This is a genomic window from Helicovermis profundi, from assembly GCF_033097505.1.
Classification (GTDB): Bacteria; Bacillota; Clostridia; order Peptostreptococcales; family Acidaminobacteraceae; genus Helicovermis; species Helicovermis profundi.
Map to the genome: position 1 here is coordinate 1,983,525 of NZ_AP028654.1, position 22,292 is coordinate 2,005,816.

At 29.7% G+C, this 22,292-nt stretch carries 20 protein-coding genes; 4 read left to right on the forward strand and 16 right to left on the reverse strand.

The window, feature by feature from the left end:
- The first annotated feature begins 61 nt into the window (after positions 1–61).
- Together AACH12_RS08860 and AACH12_RS08865 are read left to right on the forward strand one after the other, a co-directional pair.
- Positions 62–1,240: a CD0519/CD1768 family membrane protein gene (locus tag AACH12_RS08860; protein ID WP_338535058.1), complete on the forward strand. Its 1,179-nt coding sequence runs from the start codon at positions 62–64 to the stop codon at positions 1,238–1,240.
- Positions 1,241–1,379: 139 nt separating this feature from the next.
- Positions 1,380–1,910, forward strand: coding sequence for a DUF4364 family protein (locus tag AACH12_RS08865; protein WP_338535059.1), 531 nt, complete (start codon positions 1,380–1,382; stop codon positions 1,908–1,910).
- An 81-nt stretch (positions 1,911–1,991) separates the two neighbouring features.
- Here AACH12_RS08865 and AACH12_RS08870 read toward each other — a convergent pair whose 3' ends face one another.
- Genes AACH12_RS08870 through AACH12_RS08880 form a run of 3 tightly spaced genes read right to left on the reverse strand, consistent with a single transcriptional unit; the run spans position 1,992 to position 5,284 of the window.
- Complete coding sequence (locus tag AACH12_RS08870; RefSeq protein ID WP_338535060.1) at positions 1,992–4,028, reverse strand: DUF6449 domain-containing protein; 2,037 nt, start codon at positions 4,026–4,028, stop codon at positions 1,992–1,994.
- Positions 4,003–4,902 carry an ABC transporter ATP-binding protein gene (locus tag AACH12_RS08875; protein ID WP_338535061.1) on the reverse strand — a complete coding sequence of 300 codons (900 nt, stop codon included), beginning with the start codon at positions 4,900–4,902 and terminating at the stop codon, positions 4,003–4,005. The genes AACH12_RS08870 and AACH12_RS08875 overlap by 26 nt, the downstream gene beginning before the upstream one ends.
- Before the next feature lie 13 nt (positions 4,903–4,915).
- A complete protein-coding gene (locus AACH12_RS08880) occupies positions 4,916–5,284 on the reverse strand; it encodes a GntR family transcriptional regulator (protein ID WP_338535062.1) in 369 nt (122 codons plus the stop codon).
- A 209-nt stretch (positions 5,285–5,493) separates the two neighbouring features.
- Between AACH12_RS08880 and AACH12_RS08885 the strand changes: the two genes are divergently transcribed.
- Entirely contained in the window at positions 5,494–6,321 is an 828-nt protein-coding gene (locus tag AACH12_RS08885) for a MerR family transcriptional regulator (RefSeq protein ID WP_338535063.1), read from the forward strand.
- 94 nt (positions 6,322–6,415) lie between these two features.
- Here AACH12_RS08885 and AACH12_RS08890 read toward each other — a convergent pair whose 3' ends face one another.
- Together AACH12_RS08890 and AACH12_RS08895 are read right to left on the reverse strand one after the other, a co-directional pair.
- A complete protein-coding gene (locus AACH12_RS08890; RefSeq protein ID WP_338535064.1) occupies positions 6,416–7,015 on the reverse strand; it encodes a LysO family transporter in 600 nt (199 codons plus the stop codon).
- Complete coding sequence (locus AACH12_RS08895) at positions 7,015–7,302, reverse strand: LysO family transporter (protein WP_338535065.1); 288 nt, start codon at positions 7,300–7,302, stop codon at positions 7,015–7,017. The genes AACH12_RS08890 and AACH12_RS08895 overlap by 1 nt, the downstream gene beginning before the upstream one ends.
- A gap of 204 nt (positions 7,303–7,506) precedes the next feature.
- Between AACH12_RS08895 and prxU the strand changes: the two genes are divergently transcribed.
- Positions 7,507–8,217: a thioredoxin-dependent peroxiredoxin gene (gene prxU, locus AACH12_RS08900; RefSeq protein WP_338535066.1), complete on the forward strand. Its 711-nt coding sequence runs from the start codon at positions 7,507–7,509 to the stop codon at positions 8,215–8,217.
- Positions 8,218–8,304: 87 nt separating this feature from the next.
- On the opposite strand, the gene AACH12_RS08905 is transcribed toward prxU, so the two are convergent.
- From AACH12_RS08905 to AACH12_RS08955, 11 genes are all read right to left on the reverse strand, one after another.
- Positions 8,305–10,392, reverse strand: coding sequence for a methyl-accepting chemotaxis protein (locus tag AACH12_RS08905; protein ID WP_338535067.1), 2,088 nt, complete (start codon positions 10,390–10,392; stop codon positions 8,305–8,307).
- A gap of 199 nt (positions 10,393–10,591) precedes the next feature.
- Positions 10,592–12,010 carry a group II intron reverse transcriptase/maturase gene (ltrA, locus tag AACH12_RS08910; RefSeq protein ID WP_338535068.1) on the reverse strand — a complete coding sequence of 473 codons (1,419 nt, stop codon included), beginning with the start codon at positions 12,008–12,010 and terminating at the stop codon, positions 10,592–10,594.
- 506 nt (positions 12,011–12,516) lie between these two features.
- Positions 12,517–13,320, reverse strand: coding sequence for an ExeA family protein (locus AACH12_RS08915; RefSeq protein ID WP_338534919.1), 804 nt, complete (start codon positions 13,318–13,320; stop codon positions 12,517–12,519).
- The gene (locus tag AACH12_RS08920; protein ID WP_338534918.1) at positions 13,320–14,564 is read right to left on the reverse strand and encodes a DDE-type integrase/transposase/recombinase; all 1,245 of its coding nucleotides are present in this window, start codon (positions 14,562–14,564) and stop codon (positions 13,320–13,322) included. The genes AACH12_RS08915 and AACH12_RS08920 overlap by 1 nt, the downstream gene beginning before the upstream one ends.
- 64 nt (positions 14,565–14,628) lie before the next feature.
- Positions 14,629–15,096: a DUF6431 domain-containing protein gene (locus AACH12_RS08925; protein ID WP_338534917.1), complete on the reverse strand. Its 468-nt coding sequence runs from the start codon at positions 15,094–15,096 to the stop codon at positions 14,629–14,631.
- 428 nt (positions 15,097–15,524) lie between these two features.
- A complete protein-coding gene (locus tag AACH12_RS08930; protein WP_338535069.1) occupies positions 15,525–17,360 on the reverse strand; it encodes an FAD-dependent oxidoreductase in 1,836 nt (611 codons plus the stop codon).
- A gap of 13 nt (positions 17,361–17,373) precedes the next feature.
- On the reverse strand, positions 17,374–18,483 hold the full coding sequence (locus AACH12_RS08935; RefSeq protein ID WP_338535070.1) for an NADH-quinone oxidoreductase subunit D: 1,110 nt from the start codon (positions 18,481–18,483) through the stop codon (positions 17,374–17,376).
- Entirely contained in the window at positions 18,483–19,007 is a 525-nt protein-coding gene (locus AACH12_RS08940; protein WP_338535071.1) for an NADH-quinone oxidoreductase subunit C, read from the reverse strand. The genes AACH12_RS08935 and AACH12_RS08940 overlap by 1 nt, the downstream gene beginning before the upstream one ends.
- A complete protein-coding gene (nuoB, locus tag AACH12_RS08945; RefSeq protein WP_338535072.1) occupies positions 18,982–19,554 on the reverse strand; it encodes an NADH-quinone oxidoreductase subunit NuoB in 573 nt (190 codons plus the stop codon). Before nuoB ends, AACH12_RS08940 begins: the two co-directional genes overlap by 26 nt.
- Before the next feature lie 3 nt (positions 19,555–19,557).
- On the reverse strand, positions 19,558–20,469 hold the full coding sequence (locus tag AACH12_RS08950; RefSeq protein WP_463670983.1) for a respiratory chain complex I subunit 1 family protein: 912 nt from the start codon (positions 20,467–20,469) through the stop codon (positions 19,558–19,560).
- Positions 20,466–22,292 (reverse strand): proton-conducting transporter transmembrane domain-containing protein, encoded by a 1,827-nt coding sequence (locus AACH12_RS08955; RefSeq protein WP_338535073.1) that lies wholly within the window; start codon positions 22,290–22,292, stop codon positions 20,466–20,468. Before AACH12_RS08955 ends, AACH12_RS08950 begins: the two co-directional genes overlap by 4 nt.

Sequence of the window (22,292 nt, forward strand, 5' to 3'; positions counted from 1 at the left end):
TGTAGAATGTATTTGAAATAATAATTTTTTTATATGTATAATTTTTTTATTGGAGGTCGTTATGGAAAGTAAGAGAGTAAAAAAAGCTATTTCAAAAGAAACTTTTGTTTTTCTTGGAGTATCTACCCTTGTATTTATTTACATAAGCAACATTATGGGTGTTGGTCCAATGTTTAATGTAATTATGAAAACAGCACATGATTTATTAATTAACACCGTATTTTTTATTATGGCAATAGCTGTTTTAGCTGGTGCGTTTTCAGCGCTTTTATCTGAATTTGGAGTTGTGGCTTTGATAAATAAAATTATTTCTCCAATTATGAAACCACTTTACGATTTACCAGGAGCCGCATCAATCGGTGCTATTACAACTTTTCTATCAGACAACCCCGCAATTATTAGTCTTGCAAAGGACAAAGGTTTTTCAAAATATTTTAAAGACTATCAAACACCTGCATTATGTAACCTTGGAACAGCATTTGGTATGGGACTAATTCTTTCAACTTTTATGATTAGCCAAGGAACTGGAACTGAATTTGTTATACCAGTTTTAATTGGAATTCTAAGTGCAATTATTGGTAGTATAGTAAGTGTAAAAATAATGATGATTTTTACAAAAAAATTCTATGGTTATAAAAAGAACGATCCGAAATTAAAAGAAAAGTTAAATATTGATAGTAAATACCTTGATTACCGTGAAGTTAGAGAAGGTAGTGTATTAGAGAGAGTTTTGGACTCAATTTTAGATGGTGGAAAAACAGGAGTAGAACTTGGTCTCGAAATTATTCCTGGAGTACTTGTAATATGTACCGTAGTAATGCTTTTAACCTTTGAACCCTCTACGGTAAATGGAGTTCATGTATACAAAGGTGTTGCATATGAAGGCATTGGTTTATTACCTAAAATTGGCGATTTCCTTTCATTTATTATTAAACCACTTTTTGGATTCACTAGTTCTAAAGCAGTAGCGTTTCCAATCACATCATTAGGTTCAGCTGGTGCTGCACTTGCGCTTGTACCTAAATTATTAAAAGAAGGATTAATCTCCTCTAACGAGATTGCCGTTTTCACTGCAATGGGCATGTGTTGGAGCGGATACCTTAGCACTCATGTTGGTATGATGGATTCACTTGGAGTTAGAAAACTTGCAAATAAAGCGATTTTCTCTCATACAATAGGCGGACTTGCAGCTGGTATTTCGGCTCACTTTATATATTTATTTATAAGTTCCCTTCTTTAAAATTATTCATATAATAAATTCATTTATCAATACAGTACTATAAAATATATAGCATTGTATTGATATTTTTTTGTTAATATATTATTTACTTTTTTATGTTATACTGTTCAAAGAATAAAATACTAAAGAGAGGTGTTAAATGTTTACAAATAATAGCGACAAGCAAGTTAAAAATAAATTAGTTATTCTTTATATTTTAAATAGATTTGATAAAAAAATTACAAATCGCGACTTCACTGAATTTTTTTTAGAAAATGAACTTTTTAACTATTTTGAACTTCAATTGACTTTTGATGAAATGTTGGAAAACAATTTACTTAATGCTTTTCAAACAGGAAATGAAACTTACTACAAAATCACGAATTCAGGAATAAAAACACTAAGTTTATTCAACGATAAAATTTCTAAAAGAATCAGAAATAAACTTGATAAACTCCTTGATTTCAAGATATCATCAATCAAAAAAACATCTGAAAGTAATGCGAGTTATAAAAAAATAGGTGATACCGATTATGAAGTAAATATTATTATTAAGGAATTTGAGAGAACCCTTCTAAAATTAGATATAAATGTAGTTTCAGAAGAACAAGCTAAAATCGTTTGCGAAAATTTTAAAAACAACACTTCTCTTATTTATAGCAAAACAATCAACTTACTTCTGGGCGAGTAAGTAAGTATCTAAAATCGAAATATTATAAAAAAAAGCAAACAGAAGATTCATACTCTTTTGTTTGCTTTTTAATATCTTTAACTACTTATTTATCTTATTAAATTCTTCGACTGATATTTGTGCACTTATTTTCCGATTTGCTTCATAAGTCATATTATATTCAATTTCATAATAGTCATCATTTAATCCCCATGTGAAAGTAGATTTATCAAGAATTTTATCTATTTTTTCTTTACTTGAAATTTCATATATTTTTTTTCTTTCATTAGTTCCATTTTTTTTAGGTATCTTATAGACATCTACAGAAATAATTTGATCTGACGAAGGAACAATCTCACTTAAATAGCCATTTTGATTTAAAAATATATTTACATTTTTATAAGTTTTTCTGAATTTTTCATTATAAGTCGTTCTAGTCAAATATAAATCTTTTTCACTAATGGATCTATCATTTTTTTCTTTCTCCATTAATGAAATTTCTCCCCAATAATTACTTGGATTTCTTGTTTCAACCGAAGTTTCACTATTTATATCTTTCCTTAGTGCTTCAATAAACTCTACAATTTTATCTTTTTCAGTAATTCTAACACCAAAATGATCATTTTCTTTATCATATACTGTAAAACTACTTGATATAACAATTTCTGTAATATCATTTATAGGTTTAGTTAATACAGGATGAATCAACCTTTTATATTCTTTCGTTTCCGTTATTGGATAATACTTATTTAATACGCTTAAATTCTTAATATCATATTTTCTCACAATAGTTCTTCCATTTAATAAATTATATTTAATCTTAACATAATATATATTACTAAAATATCTTGTTTTCGAATTTTTTTCTTCATTTTTACTTACTATAGCAGCTCTATGAAAATCTTCTAAATCTGAAAATTGATTTTTATAAGAAAGAATTACTGTTTTCTTTTCTTTTTTATTATTACCTTCAATATTTTCGTATCTAGTATTTTCAATATTATTATCACTCACTTCTATTGTTGATATGCTCGAAATTTCAGGTATTCTAGCTTCAAAACCAATTAAATCCAAATTCACTATTAATAGTAATGCAATAATAATTATAGAATATATTAAGAATCCTTTATATTTTTTTAGTCCAACAAGGCTTTTAGTAAGTGTTATTTCAGCTACTAAATAACCAATAAACCCACCAAAAAGTATTCCCATATAAAAAGCTAAATTAACTTCGTATTTTGAAAATAAAAATGCAAAATACATACCAAGTGAAATAGAAAAACAATATGTTACCCCGTATTTATAAATACTTTTTAATATATCAAATGCAATTAATTCTTCCGCTTTTTCAGATTTTCTATTTTTATAAAAGAGAAAACCAAATACTATAAAGGCTACTATTTGACTTAGCAAAACCAATATCATTTCAAGACTGTGTAAATTCTTCTCGCTTACAATTTCACTAATGAAATAAGTGAGTGGTGACATTTTCATAAATATTGTTTCTGCAGAAATATTATAGTTGAATCCAAAAAGTAATTTTGATATTAAATTCATCGTAAACGAATAAATTCCAATTGGAACTAGTAAAAAAATATAAGTGAGAACAACTTGAGCACTCGATTTCCCAGTGATTGTTGAAACTAACATTGAAAAAGTAAAAATTGATATATTAATCAGTAGTGAAATAATAGCAAAATTCCAAATTTCTAAATAATTAAGCGAAGATATCGATTTGCTAAATAATAATATAATATTCATTAATATAGAATTAAATAAAATCGGAGCCGAAAGTAATGTAATTCCTGAAATAATATGACTTCCAAACGCTTCACTTCTTGTAAACGGCATACTGTGAATAACACTAGAGCTTGATTTCTTATGAATATATCTAATTATAAAAACACTTGTAATAACTGGAATTACAATATATATCATTATTAATAAGGGATTTTGCATTTTAAGCAGATGCTTTGTAATACTATAATAATTTAAATTGTTATTATAATTTATATCAAAAAATACGCTAATTGGCATAATGAAAAATAAAATTACAGTATATAGAATTCCAATCCAACTGTTTAATTTTAAATCATTTAAAATAATGTTTTTATTATAAAATAATATTTTTAATTTCATATCCATCACCTCCAACTTCATAAATAAATACTTCTTCAAGCGTCAAACTAATAATATCAATCAAAGCAGGAGAAAAAGAATTATAATATTCTAACAGTTTTTCTTCATTACCTTTTACGATAATAGTTACAATACTTCCAGATATGCTGCTATTAATTATGTTCTCATCTTCAAGCATTTTTTTTGGAATTTTATCCTTAAATCCAATTTGGAGTTTATGAATATCATTCTTTGCACTACTTAATTCTTTTTCAAGAAGTAATTTACCTTTACTCATTATACCAACATGATCACAAACATCTTCAAGTTCTCTGAGATTATGCGAAGAAATAAGCACTGTAGTTCCTCTCTCAGATACATCTTGAAGAACTAAATTCCAAACTGACTTTCTAGCAACAGGATCAAGTCCATCTACCGGTTCATCAAGAATCATAATTTCAGGTTTCATAGAAATAATCATCCAAAATGCAACTTGTTTTTTCATTCCTTTTGACATTTTTCTTATCTTCATATTTTCATCAATACTAAATGCATTTTTAAGCGAATTATACCTATCAAATGACCAATTAGGATATATTTTAGAGTAAAATTTCGCAGTATCTTTTATAGTGTAATTTGAAAAAAAGTAAAGTTCATCAGAAATAAAACCAATTTTTTCTTTTAATTTTTTATTTTCATAAGGGTCTTCACCCATAATTTTCAAACTCCCATCATCTTTTTTATAAACACCCATTAAAGTTTTTAGAAGTGTTGTTTTACCGGCACCGTTCGGACCGACTAGTCCATATACTGAACCTTGTTCAACATTTATATCCATTCCATCAAGTGCAAAAAATCCATCAAATGTTTTCTTTAAATTAGAAGCATGTATCATTTTTATCCCTCCTCTATCTTTCGTACACTTTATTAACCATATCAACAATCTTTTTATGTGGAATACCTAAAAACTTTGCTTTTTCAAAACTCTCATAAATATCTTTAAGAATTTCATCGATTTTTACTGAATCCTTTATATTAACTTTTTCCATAACAAAAGAGCCTTTGCCTTTAAGAGAATATATATATCCACTTAATTCAAGTTCTTTATACGCTCTTTGAATAGTATTGGGATTTATAGTTAGCGTTGATGCAAGATCCCTTACAGAAGGTAGCTTTTCATTTGGTTTGATCACCTCTGTAACAATAAGTTTTTTTATATTTGAAACAATTTGATCATTAATTGATTTCCCACTTCTTAAATCAATATTAAATAACACTTTTCCACCTCCACTGTGTGATTTGTATTAATACAGTTGATACGAAAATAATAATATTTTATCAAACTTTTGTCAATGTTAAATTAATTACAAAATAATTTCATTGTTTTAAATTTAGCATTTTTTCAAAATAACACTAATTTTGTAGATTGTTTATTTTATCAAGCTATTATATAATTATATGGTTACAAAAGGAGGGTAATACTATTATGAAAGATAAATTTTTAATAGGCGAATTAGCAAAACTATGTAATATTAGCACAGATACCTTGCGTCATTATGATAAACTAGGTTTATTTAAGCCTCAATATGATAATAAAAATAATTATCGATATTATGATATCCGCAGTCTGTTTAAATTAAGTAGGATACTTTTTTTAAAGAATCTTGATATTTCTTTAAATGAAATCAAAGATTATATGAACAATAAAAATACTGATAATCTTAAAAATATGCTTAGAAAAAAAGAAACAGAAATAGATTTTAGAATTCACCAATTGACAAATCTTAAAAGTAAAATTCAATCAAAATTAGAGCTACTCGATAGTTTTAAAACAGAAGTTGATCAAATAAAAATTAAAACTATTAATAAGCGCTATGGAATTTTTATGGATATGAATGAACTAAAAAACGAATCTGAAATAAAGCAAGCCTTTAAAAAAAGCGAAAATTATTTAAAAATTAGTTCTTGGCTTATTGAGGGTCAAATATATACGTCTTTATCAAAAAAGAATATGGATAATGCCATATTTGATAAATTTAGATATTTCATTGAGATTGATTCTATTGAAGAAGAAACTAATAATCATCTTACAATTTTATCAAAGCAAGAGTATGCGTGTTTAATTGTTCTTGGACCCTACCAAGATATGATTACTCATTATCAAAAGCTTGTAGAATGGATTAAATCTAATGATTATGAAATAGCTGGCGATTCAATAGAAAAAAATATAATTGATTACGATTTTTCAGATTACGAATTAGAATATGTATCAGAAATACAAATTCCTATAAAAAAACTACCTACTAAAATTTAATAGGTAGTTTTCTTTATAAGAATTTAATTCAATTTTTAATAACTCTTTTAATCTTGGTATAACTTTTTAACAAAATTAATAATATACAGCTAAATTAAAACAAAGAATAAAAAAATGGTACTAAAAAAGGTACTAAGGTGCTAAGAAGTGCCCCGCTAAAAAAAGACATTACTACAACTTCTGGTGATGTATACTTTGATACTAGCGGAAGAGTAGTATCCATTGCAGTCGCACCAGCGGGTGCTATAACTGAATAATCATTTAAGTATTTAGCGATAAATGGAATCGTTATAAAGGTTAAAAGTTCCCTAAATACATTTGATAAAAATGCAATAGTTCCAAGCTTAGCACTATCAAGTTTTGTTAATATAATTCCAGATAAACTATACCAGCCGAATCCTGCTGAAACTGAAAGTCCTTTATTAAGTGGCATTTTTAAAATGATTGATGATAATACACCTCCAAAAAGAGTTCCTAGAATTACACCAATAGGAATCATTATTATTATTAATCCATGTTTTTTCATCCCCTTAAAAATCGATCTATTAATGCCAAGATCAATTCCAACTAAAAATAAAACAAAAGAAAGAGAAATAGTTATAAACAATTCAATATAATTTGAAAACTCTATTGGAACGAAAAAATGACCTATTATTATTCCAATTGATACTGCAAGCAAGATATTTTTTGTCATTAGTTTTCCCTCTCTTCATTTTTCTTTACTATATATTGTGTAATAAAATACACAAAGATTATACTGAAAATTGTTGTTAAAAGTGCAAAAACTAATGCTTTAATTCCTATATTACTTAGTTCACTAATAATATTAGGGTTAATTCCAATTGAAATGCCCATAACGAATAGTAAAGAAACCACTCCTAAAGTTTGAAGATTACTAATATTTTTCTTAATTTTATCACCTAAATTAAATGATGCTCCTACGATTATTCCTAAAACTAGTGCAATTATTATCTGTAACATATTTACCTCCTATAAAAAACACTACAGTAGTATTTTACTTCAAATTGATTGAATAAGCAAAAGAATATATATTATTTTCATATGTAACGATTACATTTGTGTGTTAATTACATCGAATTTATGTTATACTATAATTGCAAATTAATTGTTTGAAATATAGTTAATTTGGTAAATATATTTTAGATACATATGGAGGTGATTATTTTGCCTAAACCTTTTAATCCAGGTTGCGCAAAACCAAGTAAAACTGTAGCTCTAAAAGATGAAATAAAAAAGGTAAGTGCTAAAAAAAAGGAGGAAAATATTAATATGATTAAAGTAGGAAAACCAGCACCAGAATTTGAACTTGGTGCATATCACAAAGGCGAGTTTAAACAATTTTCATTATCAGAATTTAAAGGAAAATGGGTATTACTTTGTTTCTATCCTGGCGACTTTACTTTTGTCTGAGCGACTGAAGTTTCTGCAGTTGCAGAAGAATATTCAGATTTACAAAAATTAGATGCCGAAGTACTTTCTGTTAGCGTAGATAGTGTTTTTGTTCATAAAATGTGGAATGACAAGGAACTTAGTAAAATGGTTGATGGAGGAATTCCTTACCCTATGCTTTCTGATCAAGGCGGTAAAGTTGGTTCACTTTATGGTGTTTACGATGAAGAAGCTGGCGTAGAGATGAGGGGTAGATTTATTATTGACCCTGATGGAATTGTTCAAGGTTATGAAGTATTAACTCCTCCTGTTGGAAGAAATGTAGCTGAAACTACAAGACAACTTCAAGCATTTCAACTTGTAAGAGCATCAAAAGGAACAGAAGCTACACCTTCAGGATGGCAACCTGGTAAAAAAACTCTTAAACCTAATCCTGATTTAGTAGGAAATGTTTGGAAAGAATGGAAGGTTAAAGATGCTAAATAGTTGGTAAAATTAAGTTTACCTTAACTCTAATTATAAAAAAGTGGTATGTATTAAATTTACATACCACTTTTTTCATTTTACAAATTCTTAAATGTTAAATTTTTCTGTTTCTACTAGCAAAGATTCACTGCTTTCTTTAGAATTATTAATTTGATTCACTATTTCAGTTGATTTTTCATTTATATCATATATTTTTTGTGCAATATCGCTAGTACCTTTTGCTCCCTCATTAGCAGCACTTGAAACCCCTTCTATAGAATCGGTTATACTCTCAATCGAAGCTAGTATCTCCTCTGATGTTGCACTAAACTCGCCTACTAATGATTCAAATTTAGATGAGTCGTTAGTATAAAACTCCACTATTTCGAGCATTTTTTCATAATCGTTATTAACATCTTTTGATACAAAATTTAACAATTTATTTGAACTATTTGAAAGATTTTTTACAGAACCAACAACTTTTAAAGTTATGTCTTGTATTTTTAAAACAGTTTCTTTAGATTGTTCAGCCAAACTTCTAATTTCTTCAGCAACCACTGAAAACCCTTTTCCTGCTTCACCTGCACGTGCAGCTTCAATTGCAGCGTTAAGTGCAAGTAAATTTGTTTGAGAAGTGATTTGCATAATCGAATCTGAAAGTAAATTTATTTCTTCTACAACTTTAGATTCTTTAATAGCTTTTTCAAGTTCAACTTTTGTATCACTTAATATTAATTCAATATTCTCTTGTGATTTTATAACATTTTTTTGCGTATCATTAGCTCTTATATTTATTTCACTACTTACTGTAGCACCTTCCTGAGCTGTATTAGCTAATGAATGTACTGCAGATTCAATTTCCTGAGCTGTTAATGAAATTTGATCAGATATAGCAGCAGTTTCTTCCATATTAGCTGCTAATTCCTCAGTAGTTGCTGATACATCTTCAATATCAAGTTTAAGGGAATTCGTATTTACTAAAGCATTATTTACTCTTTCATTAATATTTTCTGATTCTCCTTTAATATTATTAATTAAATTAGTTAAATTATCTTTCATTAATTCTATTCCATTAACAATTACACCAAGTTCATCTTTTCTTTTTAAATCGTTTTTATTAATCTCAACAACAAAATTACCCTTAGCAAAAGATTCTAAATGCTTTGAAGAATTTTTAATTGGCTCAGTAAAACTTTTTGAAACTAACATTAATATTATTGTAGCTAATATTAACATTACCGTACCAATTAACAAATTTCTTTTTTTAGATGCAAATATAAATTTCATTGCATCTTGTTTTTTCTCTACAGTTATTACAGCCCAACTTTTAGAATCTCCCAGCAATTTAATTGGGTTATATGCACTAATAACATCTATTCCATCTTTGTTTTTATAAGTAATTGTACCACTTTCTCCATTAAGCACATTCTGTGTAGCAATTTCAAGTTCTTTAGGAATAACGATATCTTTTTCTTCAGTCTTTTGATTACCTTTTTCATCCATAATAACTTTTCCATTTGAATCTAATTTTAGTACAGTTTTTTTCTTTTTTAAATAATTATAAAGCTGAGCAACTTCTTCTTTATTAGGATGCGCAATTACAACACCTTCTCCATCTAAAATATATGCATAATTACTGTCGGTACTTGTTTTTTCAATTATATTTTGAAGTGCTGTTAATTTTATATCTGCTCCCATTACACCATTAAGTTTATTATTTAAATCGTAAATTGGTATAATTACTGATGTAACTGGAACATTTCCAGATAATGAAAAATATGATTTACTAACAAATGGTTTTTCAGAAGCCAATTCTTGCTTAAACCACCATCTATTCGCTCGGTTTCCTAAATTACCACTTGATCTAGCTGATTGATCACCATTTTTATCTTGAATATACAATAAATCAAAAAAATTATTTTTCCCTACCATGTCTACTACCATCTTTTTTTGCATTTCTGAATCAAAATTTCTTACGCTATGATTCATTGCTACTGTTTCAGTTAAACCATAAGCCTTATCAATAAAATTGCTTACCTGGTCAGAAATATTTATTGCAGATACTTTATTATGTTCAATTAGTTCTTTTTCATAAGCATTTGATAAATAATATTCATTTATTATATTTGATAAAATAAATGGTATTGCAATTAAAAGCAAAACTATCAAAATAAATTTTGTACGAAATGATTTCATGTAACCCTCCAATAATATATTAATAATAATTATAATATGAAAATATTTTAATAGTGAATCTACACATTTCTACGAATATCTACATATTACTACAAAGTTTTTATATATTTATTTAATCGGATAGGAGGGGAAATTGAATAATTCCCCCGACCTTCCACAACACCGTACATACGGGTCTCGTATACGGCGTTTCCTAAGTTTATGCATTAACAGATTTGTAATAATCAGAAAAGAATAGATAACCAGACTCTCTAAGTCGATTATCTGTGATAGAACAACTTAGTATTTGGCTACCGGCGACTTGCCAGTAGCCTTTTCTAGTATTTGCATACTTAATTGCATTGGAATGGTTATAACCGAGACGCTTAAGCATTCTGTACCTCGTTCTTACTTTCTTCCACCTTTTCCAGATAAACATCCGAAGCCTTCTGCGTAACCACCTGTCAGTACGTTGTAAAAGAGTTTTCATGTCAGCTAGTTTAAAATAATTCACCCAACCTCTAACAAATTGTTTCAGTTTAAGCTTTAAAGCTTCATAACTGATACCTTTGCTTCTTGATGTGATTTCTCTTACTTTCACTTTCATTTTGCCTACATTTTTCTTGTGCACTCTCAGTTTTATACCAACTCTACTTGGATAGAATCCATAGCCTAAGAACTTTATGTGTCCAATGTAAGACACTGAGGTCTTTTCTCTGTTCACACGAAGTTTTAGCTTCTCTTCGATGAACGGTAAAATATGTCTCAGTATCCTTTTAGCGCTCCGTTTTGTTTTTGCAAACAGCAATGCATCATCTGCATAACGAACAAAGCGTATTCCACGACGTTCCAGTTCTTTATCCAATTCATTCAACATAATATTACTGCACAGTGGGCTTAAGTTTCCACCCTGTGCTAAACCTATAGATGTTTCTTCAAACTTTCTATCGACTATTGCTCCTGCTATTAAATATTTGTGAATCAATGAAATGACGCGTCCATCTTTAATTGTTCTTGATAGGATTTCTATCATTTTCGATTGACTCACTGTATCAAAAAATTTCTCTAAATCCATGTCTACAACATATGTGTAACCTTCATTAGCATATTCTTTGCACTTCTTTAAGGCATCATGAGCACTTCGCTTTGGTCTAAAGCCATAACTGCTTTCACTAAATGTTGCTTCATAGATTGGCGATAGTATTTGCTGAATTCCTTGTTGCACCATTCGATCTACCACTGTTGGTATTCCCAACTGTCGTTTCTTTCCATTGTCTTTCGGTATTTCTACTCGTCGAACTGGTTGCGGACGGTATTTTCCATCCAGTATGGCCTTTTTCAACTCATCTCCATTGTCTTGCAAATGTTGTAGAAGATGCTCTACTTCCATTCCATCAACGCCGTGAGAACCTTTATTCTTTTTCACCTGTTTATAGGCTTTATTCAGATTTGCAGATTCTAAGATTTGTTCTAAAAGTCCATTTGCATCTCTGTCGGCATCGGTGATGTTGTTTTCAGTTATCCTCTTTTCGGTAAGCACTCTGTCATACCCTTCGTGTGCCGCACTAGCTCTCCGACAGTAGTCATTGTCACTACAATATTTTCTGCTTTTCTTCATCCCGATTTCGGTAACATTCATTGACTTTCACCTCCTTAGGTTCAACCCTTCATGACTTCATAGGCGAAGTCACTAATATGGTATCGGCTGACTTCTCATGATAAATCTTATTTCAACCACGATTCACACAAATGTTTCACATGTCCATGAGATCTCCCCAGGTAAGAACACAATCTTTCTCTCCATGTATCTGCCACATTTACGCTGTTGATTCCGAGTAGTTATTGGACTTTGATTTGTTTAGCAACCTTATCCATCAACTTGCGCCTTATGTGATTTCTGTTCGTCAGACCAGAGATTTGCCGCCGGCTTCCTTCAGATTCCTCGTCACCAAGGACACCCTTGCCATAAGCTATATGTTGATTGTCAAATTATTTGATGTTGGATTCTTCAAATTAAATTACGTTAAAAATAGCTAAAAAAATAGCATATTCAAATTTATTGATGTAGCTTATTCATGTTAAATAATGTGTTTTAAAATGAAATAAAACCATGATTAAATAACTAAATCATAGTTTTATTATTTTTTATCCTAATTCAGTTTCATTAACCGCCATCATTACAATATCGTTATTAATATCTGTAATATTTTGATTATTACCTATTAATAAGCATGCATTACATATTTTATTAATAATTCTTGGTATACCATTTGAAGAGTTAATTATGCCTTCTAAGGCTCCTTCACTAAAAATATTTACATGACAATTAGCTCCGATGAGTTTATTTTTTATATAGCTTCTAGCTTCTTCTTTATTTAGTCCATCTAAATGATAATTCATAGTTATTCTTTGTCTTAGCGGTTCGTGTGATACTAATCTAAGAGTATTATTTATATTTGGAAGTCCAACTAATAATACAACTGCACGATCTTTTGAATCCATTTCAAAATTGAAAAGAATTTTCAAATCATTTAGTATACCATTATTAATGTAATTTGCTTCATCAATAATAATAACCGGAGTTATGCGTTTTTCAACAGCGTATCTAGTAATTTCATTTTGAATTATCTTAAAATTATCATTTTTTCTCATCATTGGCTCTAAACCTAATTGCTGAGCTAAATTTTTATAAAATTCAGCTACAGTTAGAGTTGATAATGAACTATAAATAACCTTAAAAAGTGAAGGATTTAGTATTTTAGACCAACTTCTTATAATAGTTGTTTTACCTTTTCCAGGTGATCCTGTAATAAGACCAAATCCTCTAGTTTCAAGTAGTATATTAAGTCTTAACAAAGTTTCTTTGTATTCAGATGTTTCAATTATTATTTCTTTACTATTTTTTATAAATGGGTTAAAATCTAACCCAAAACGACTTGTATAATCCATTAATTTTTTCCTCCTGTTAATTTAACTTTTTCACGTTTGATTTTAGAATTTTCATGCTTATTTAGTAACTTAATAGGCGTTAAATCTCCTGTATATTTATCTAATATAAAAATATTTTTCATATCAGGTGAATACCTTAAAGTAATTCTTTGTTTAGAAAATCTATAATGCACTTCATATTCCACTTCATTAATTACAACTACATTATCTGTTGAAACTCGCCGCTCTATTTCAAGTAGAAAACTTTTATAAATATGATCTTCACTTAATCTTTTGATAAGCGCTGATTCACTAAAAAAACGGTCCATTGGTGATAATCCGTTTAAAGAACTATGAATCTTTTGATTGTAAGATTTTACATATATTAAAAGTGATAAACGAAGATCCTCGAGTGATGAAAAATCATTCATGTTAAGTCCACTCATCCACTGTTGTTTAAGGGTTTTAAAGAACCTTTCTACCTTAGCTTTTCCAGTTGGTGTATAAGGTGGATTGTAGTTAAGCGTTGAACCAATGCGAGCAGCAAGTAAGGTGATTTGCTTATTTTTATATGAAGATCCATTATCAAAATTTAGTCGTTTTGGTCTTCCATATTTTGAAACTGCAGATTTTAGTACAGACATTACATTAACTGTATTATCATTAAAAAATACGTCAATACCAGTTATCATACGTGAAGCATCATCTAACATAGCAATAATCCACACTTTATGTTTTTTCCTATTAATCATTAAGTAAGGTCCAACACTGCTGTCACCACACCATACTTCATTGATATGAGGACGCTCATATCTTCTCATATCCTTATTATTGGTATAAAGATTATTTTTATTTAATTGATTTACATATCTATTAATTGTTGAAAGTGAAATTTCACCTTTGTTAATAGTGCCATTACTAATTAACTTTTGATGAATTAATGTAGCAGGAATTCTTGGATATTCACTTTTAAGATAGTTAATTTGCTCTATCATATCATCATCAAGTTTTCTTGATTGACCTGTATCATTACGCCTTTTAGGCATTAGACCATCAAAACCATATTTTTGATAACTATAGTACCAACGCTCTATAGTTGTAGCCGAAATAATAGTATCCATGCCCCTCGGATTGGTATAAGTGTTATGAGAGGCATCACGAAAAAAAGCCTTATTAGATTTCGAATCATCACATGTTCCGCTAATTAATGGAGCAAGAATGCTATACCTAAAAAGTGCAATTTTTTGCTTATCATCGTTATTCATTAAAAAATCCTCCTGTATTTATAAGTTTATTAGGAGTATAAATCATTAAAAAGTAAGCGTAAAACTAAGTTATGTGGGTGTTATTAAATAAAATATTTGAAGTGCTTTTAATTTGCATAAACTGTCTATTATATTTTTTAAAAGACATAATAGTTGTAAATTTATGATTTATTGGTATCTTAAAAACAGCTAATCGCTCTCTCCAGTGCCGATTGAACTGACGAATAATATATCTAATGTTACTTTCATCAATAAGTAAGTTGTTGATCATAATATTTTCGAAAGGTAATTTTTTTAAATAAGTCTGAATAACTGTGATAATATCCTTTAATAATATTTGAGAATAAGGAACAATCCAACTTGGTAGAACTGATTCAGTTTTACCACAACATTTACAGATTAATCTTAGAATTTTTAGTTCGTATAATTTACCAGAAATTTTAATAAAACGTTTATAATAGGCGTGTTTAATAAGACAGCCCTTTTGGCCACAGCTACAAGAAAGGCGATGAAACGGTAAATGATCAATCATCGTATTATAAGAATTTTGTGAAAAAGACTTGATTATTGTAGAAAAAATAGTTATCATAATATATGTCTTACTTATGAAAATCCTATGGATTTACGTAAGCATTTAGAAAGGCAGAAGAAACTTTCGAAGGGCTCTTCTGTCTTTTTTCCTTTCTTAATTATTTTATGATAGCATAACATAAAAAGGGCCTATATTAAATAATCTGATTAAAATTTAGTCAATTATTTAATGTAGGTCCTTTGTTTATTTTGAAGAATAATAAGTGTTATAATAGTAAATAAAATGCCTATCTACAGCTATACACTTCCCACTACTAGGGTATGTTAGGGACTTTCACCCGTTAGATTGTGCCCATGCTGGGCACACTAAAAAAAAGGTTACTTCTAATAAATAGAAATAACCTTTAATAATATTAATATCACAGTGTATTAATTTTTGTTTTTTGCTTTATTATATAAATATTCATCAATACCCATAGCTGCTTTATGTCCATCTGCAACTGCAGTTATAATATCAGGTCCTCTTGTTATATCACCACCTGCAAACAGCCAAGGATATCCTTCAACCTGACCATCTTCTTTTACTTTTATTTTATTTCTTGAAATCTCTAGATTATCAATAATTTCATCAGTAAAATATTCAAAATCCGGATCACTACCTACTGACATAAATACTTCTTTAGCGTAAATTTCTTCAGTCTCGTCTGTGCATGTTGTTTTAGCTTTTCCACTTTCAGTCATTACTGAAGTACATCTTGCAACTTTTACTCCGTAAATTTTATTGTTATCATCAATTAATATCTCAACTGGTGATCTATCAAGATGAAATTTAAGACCTTCTTCTGTTCCTTCTTCAAATTCTTCAGGATCACAAGCTAAAAATTGTGATGGCTTTCTAGCAATAAATTTAATATTTGTTTTACCATTTTTTATGGTTTGGAGTCTTAAAAGTGATCTAGCGACGTCAAATGAAACATCACCACCACCAATAACAATTAAATCGTCTTCAAACTCAGGCATTTCGCCTAAATTTCTTGAATAGTCTCTAGATTCTTGAAGAAATTTAGCAGCAAATCTAATATCTGGATGATCTACATTTTTAACTCTAAGTTTTTTAGGAATCCAATTTCCGGTTCCTGAAAATACAGCATCATGAGTATTTTTTATTTCATCAAAAGATATATCTCTACCAACTTTCGTATTAACAATAAAATTAACTCCCATTTTTCTTATCATTTCAACATCTTCTTTTACAGATTCTTCTGGAAGTCTATATTCTGGAACCCCATATCTTACCGCTCCACCAAGAAGTGGTTTTTCTTCATATATATCTACTTCATATCCTAAAGTTCTTAAATAGTAAGCACATGATAGGCCAGCAGGTCCACCACCAATAATACCTACTTTACCATTAATTTTTTCAGATACATTCGAAAGAACAACTCTTTCAAAATCTTCTTTAGGTGTATTATCAATTATATACCTTTTAAGCCATCTAATAGCTACAGGTTTTCCTCTATTTCCTATAACACATGCACTTTCACATGTATGTGTACAAACCCTACCACAAACATTTGAAAGTGGGTTAGTTTTATAAAGATAATCTATTCCTTCTTCCATATTTTCTGTCCAAACTGACTTAATATATTCTGGAATATTCATATGTGCAGGACATGTAAATGTGCATATTCCACATTCCACACATCTTGAAGCTTCTGCAATAGCCATTTCCTTTGAATAACCTTTAATAATTTCCATAAAAGATTCAGCTCTTCCATCATGTTTAATTTCATCCATTTTATATCTTTCTAAATCTAAAAGCTCAGAAACTTCATCTCGAACATATCCATCTTTATATTCAATTTCATGAATTCCATCAATTTCTGGAAGAAAATAAAATGTATCTGCATCCTTTGAAAGATGAATATATTCTTTTGACATAGATAAGGAATCAGATGTACATATATCAACACATAGTGCACAAAAACTACATCTACCATAATCTATTGCAGGTCTTTCTGGCTTATTGCCTTTTGATTGTTCTAAAGTTGGAATTTCTATCATATTGATTGCATTTGTTGGGCATATTTCTGCACAAGTACCACATCCTACGCATTTATCCCAGTCATTAATATGAAATCCTCTATAATTATCAGATGCTTCTCTTGGAGTATCAAAAACTAAAGTTTTAGGAATTGTAACAGGCTTTTTAGTTAGATATTTCCAAGCACCAATTGGTGAAAAAACACTTTTATCTTTAGCCAATTTTTTTTCCCCCTTACCTATCTATTTCTGGCGCACAAACATCCATAGTAGCCATCCAAATTGATGCATCATCAATTCTGTGCCCAGGTAAATATTTTTCAACTCCAAGTAGTCCTTGAGGATAAGATGCTCCTCTTACAGCTATTCTATACGGTTTATCTGATCCATCAGATACCATTAAATAACCATATTCTCCTCTTGAAGATTCAATAACTGGATAAACCATGCCAGATGGAACTGTCCATCTAATTGCATTGCCCGTTGAATAACTAACTCTTACCGGTCCTTCTTTAGGCATTTTTTCTAACGACTGTCTAATAATTCTAACACTTTGTTTCATTTCAATTAATTTATAAGAAACTCTAGTATATGCATCAGAATACGGACCAAAGGGAACATCAAATTCAACTTGATCATATCTTGCATAAGGCTTTACTTTTCTTATATCATTTGCTTTATTAAAGGCACTTCTCATTCCAATTCCAGTAACACCTAGCTCGTGAACTACTTCTTTAGGAAGTAAAATATTATCTTTTAATCTAGCATGGATAATCGGATTTTTTAAGATTAATTCTTCGTACTCTGGAAATCTTGTTTCAATATAATCTAAAAATTTTATGATTTCCTCTTCAATCCCTTTCGGCAAATCTTTTCTTACCCCTCCAGCAACAATATACATATGGTAAACTCTAGCACCAGTTATTTTTTCGAAAATATCGAGTATTAAATCTCTATCAGCTACCGACCAATAACTTGCAGTATATAAACCCGTTGGTCCACCAATTCCACCAAATGACATTAAATGAATTGCAAGCCTTGCTAGCTCTAAAATTATCATACGAATCCAATGAGCTCTTTCAGGAACCTCAATTTTAGCTAATTTTTCAACTCCCATTGCATAAACCATTTCATTTATATCAGGTTCTACAACACAAATTCTTGGAATAAGAGCGATATTACCCATCCAATATCTTCGCTCCATTAATTTTTCAAAACCACGGTGTAACATTCCAGGCATTGGATTTGCTTTTTTTATTATATCTCCATCTACGTACATATGCACACTATAGTTACCATGCATTCCAGGATGCTGAGGTCCTAAAAACAATTTAACTTCTTTCATTATTTTTCGCCTCCCTTTTCTGAAATGAATTTTGATTTATATTCTCTTGGTGCATATTTTTTATCGGAATATGCTTGTGTATCAAAATCTTTTCTCATTGGAGGCTCTGCGTCCCATAATTCAAGGAATAAATGTTTATATGATCTTTCATTACCTTCAAATTCTACTCCAAAAAATTCATGAACATCCCTTTCATAGAACTCTGCGCCAGGGTAAATTTCCATAACAGTTCTAAATAATGGTTTATCTCTATCTAATTTAGTTCTAACTAATATATGAATACCACTGTCCCAATTAAAAATTACGTACACTAATTGAAGCACACCCTCTTTAAGCCAATCTACACACGTTAATATACTTAACTGTGTATATCCATCTGATTTTAGATATGCTAAAACTGTATGAATATCTTTTTCTTCTAAATCAATCGCCATTTGCATATCATCAGGATAATCAACGCTTAATATGTTAAATTTACTATTTAAATTTTCATAAATGCTATTCATGGAATTCATCTTTAACATACACCTCCCCTAATGAATGTAATTGATTTTCATGGTACCAATCATAATTTTCTTGATAGTGTTTCCAGCCCTTTGCTTCACCCTTTTTTATCATAGATATAAGAGTGTCAAAACCATTCATAACAGCTTCCGGTCTTGGCATACATCCTGCTATATATAAATCTACAGGTAAATAATGATCCAATTGTTTCATAGTTGCATATGAATCATAGTAAATACCTCCGTTAATAGTACATGATCCAAATCCTATAACGTATTTAGGATCTTGCATCTGTTCATAAGAATATATAACACGTCTTAAAGTTTTTGCACTTAAATATCCTGTGATAAGAAGAACATCTGCCTGTCTTGGTGTTGCCATAGGACCCATACCAAGTTGCTCCATATCAAATCTTGAAGTCATTGTTGGTGGCATTTCTATTGCACCACAACCAGTACAATACCACATCATCCAAATTGAATTCGCTCTAAAATAGTCACCTATTTTTTCCCATACTTTTCTCATGTCTTTTTTATCTTTTTCTAAATTATTACTAATAATCTCCACTCTTTAAGACACCCCCAAACCTGTAAATATAATGATTAAACCTTGTATAAATGCAAGTGCAAGTGGCACCTTGTAATAAAACTTAACCGCTTGGTCAATTTTAAATCTTGGAAATACTCCAGCAATTATATTCATAAATGTATAAAGCAGAGCGTACTTAATCATAAATTCAAGAGGACTTGCTCCTCCACCAAAAAATATATGCACAATTATTGATACTTCAATAAATGTTGAAAATTCGTGAAGTAAAAATAGCATTCCTAAATGTCTTCCACCATACTCAACCATTGGTCCAGATGCTATTTCAGCAGGAGCAATAAATGAATCAAAAGGTTTTTTACCAAGCATTCCTTGTAAACAAATTAAAGCAAGTATTCCTCCAAGTGGAAATCTAAAGAAGTTCCACCCCATTACTCCAGCGCCTTGCTGAAGTGCTGCAAATCCTGAAAGTGATGAAGTTTTAAAAGCAAAAATAAATGAAACTATTAAAACCATAAATGGCACATCATATGCAAGCATATTTGTTAAGGCACGACTTACACCAATACTTGCCCACGGGTTACCTGAACCCGATGCACTCATTGCCATTCCAAGCATACCAACAGCAAGTAAGTAAGTAATAATAAAGATATTATCTACATCAGGGAAGGCCTTTAACGGACCAATTGGAATTAAAATAGCAGTTGCCATAATTCCACCAAGTGCCATTATTACTCCAAAATCAAATATCCATCCATGACTTGTAGATCCTTTACTCATAGCTTTAAATATATCTATATATTGCTGAAACCATCTCGGTCCTCTTCTTCTTTGAAGTCTTGCCATTACTTTTCTATTTATTCCAGTAATACTTGTTTGAAAAAAGAATGCAAATAATAAAAGTAAAAATGCATAAATAAAATTCATTATATTCATATATTAACACCGCCTAAAAAAATTAATGTCATAATAGCCATGGCCCAAAAGACTGTAATACTTGGTTTATGACTAAAGAATAGAGAATTTATAAGTAGTCCAAATTCTTCTGTCTTAATTGCAAATTTATCTAAAAACTTTTCAACTGACGGATGGTTTTTATAAAGTCTTTCAAATGGAGCGTAGAAACTATTTGCATAATGATAAAGCTCCGGAGTATATATAAATTCAGCTGAAGTAAAGGTATCCATTAAGCCAACTTTTCTACTCTTTGGAAGAACTAAAAATATCACTAAACTTATCATAAAACCAAATCCAAATATAAGAGCAACTTTATTTGAATTTAATACACCGTTTATTGCAACTATTGTATTTCCATTCATCATAATTGGATCAATACCAATTGATGATTGAATTTCACCAATAACTGCTAATAAATATTTAGGAAAAACTCCAAAGAAAATTGACATAGCTGCTAATATAACCATTGGAATTTTCATAAATATTGTAGAAGGTTTTATATTTTCGTATTTAGGTGCTAACTGACCAAGGAAAAGCCCAGCAAGTGGTCTAAATACATATAAGAAAGAACCAATTGAACCGAAAAATGCTGCAAAAGCTATAAATATTAGTCCTTTACTTGCAAGCCCTTGAACAATCAACCATTTTGAAACAAATCCACCCATAGGAGGAATTCCAGCAAGAGAAATTATAGAAATCAAATAAACTACATAAGAAACTGGCATTTTATGAATCATACCACCAAGCTCTGATATTTTTGTTGTTCCAGTTCTATGAGCAATTGCTGCAATTGTAAGAAATGCTGCAGCAGAAGCTATTGCATGATTAAATATATGCATAAGAGCACCTGCAAATGTTAATTGATCCATCATAAGAAGACCCACTAATATATATCCACCATTTGCAACGGATGAATATGCAATTAATTTTTTCGCATCATCTTGCTTTATTGCCATTAATGTACCTACTACCATACTAATTGCACCAAGCACCATAAGTAGATATATTTGAACTGGCATACCCATAATTTTTAAACTAGTCGAAAAGGCTTTATAAGCTGGAAGAACTCCAACACTTATATAGGCTATAAATGCTCCCATTTTAACAAGTCCACCTGAAAGTACTGGTGAAAATGTATGAGGTGCACTACCATGAGCTAGTGGAAGCCAAATATGGAATGGGAATATACCAATTTTAGTTAAACCAGCCATAATAAATGTAAAGAATACAAAGCTAGCAATAGTTGGCTGAGTTGCTAAAAATGCAAATGCCTCGTTTATATTAAAAGTTCCTGATTTTGAATAAACAAACATTATTGCAAATAGAGTTGCCATTGAACCAACACTACTTATTGTATAGTAAACAACTGCTGCTCTTCTTGATTTTCCAAGTGGAACTATAAAGGTTGAAGACCATACAACTATTTCCCAAAATATAAATAAGGTTATTAAATCTGCTGAAAAAAACAGTCCGACAGTTGCAGCTAAAGAAAACATATAAAGAAAATTATAACTACTTTTATGAAGTATTTTTTCCATCCAATATGGATTAAAAAATGATGTTGACGAATATATAAGTACCATTATTATTGAAAAATACCACCCAATAGCAGTAACTTTAAAATTCATATAAAGCAAAGTAAATTCATTTCCTATATTGCTTTTCCCTAAAAATAATATAAGCAAACTGATTGTAGAAAATAAAACTGTTAAATAAGCTCCTGCCTTACTATTTTGTTTAGATACTGCATAAGTAACAATTGCAGATATAATCATAAATAGAATTAATGTAGAAAAACCCAA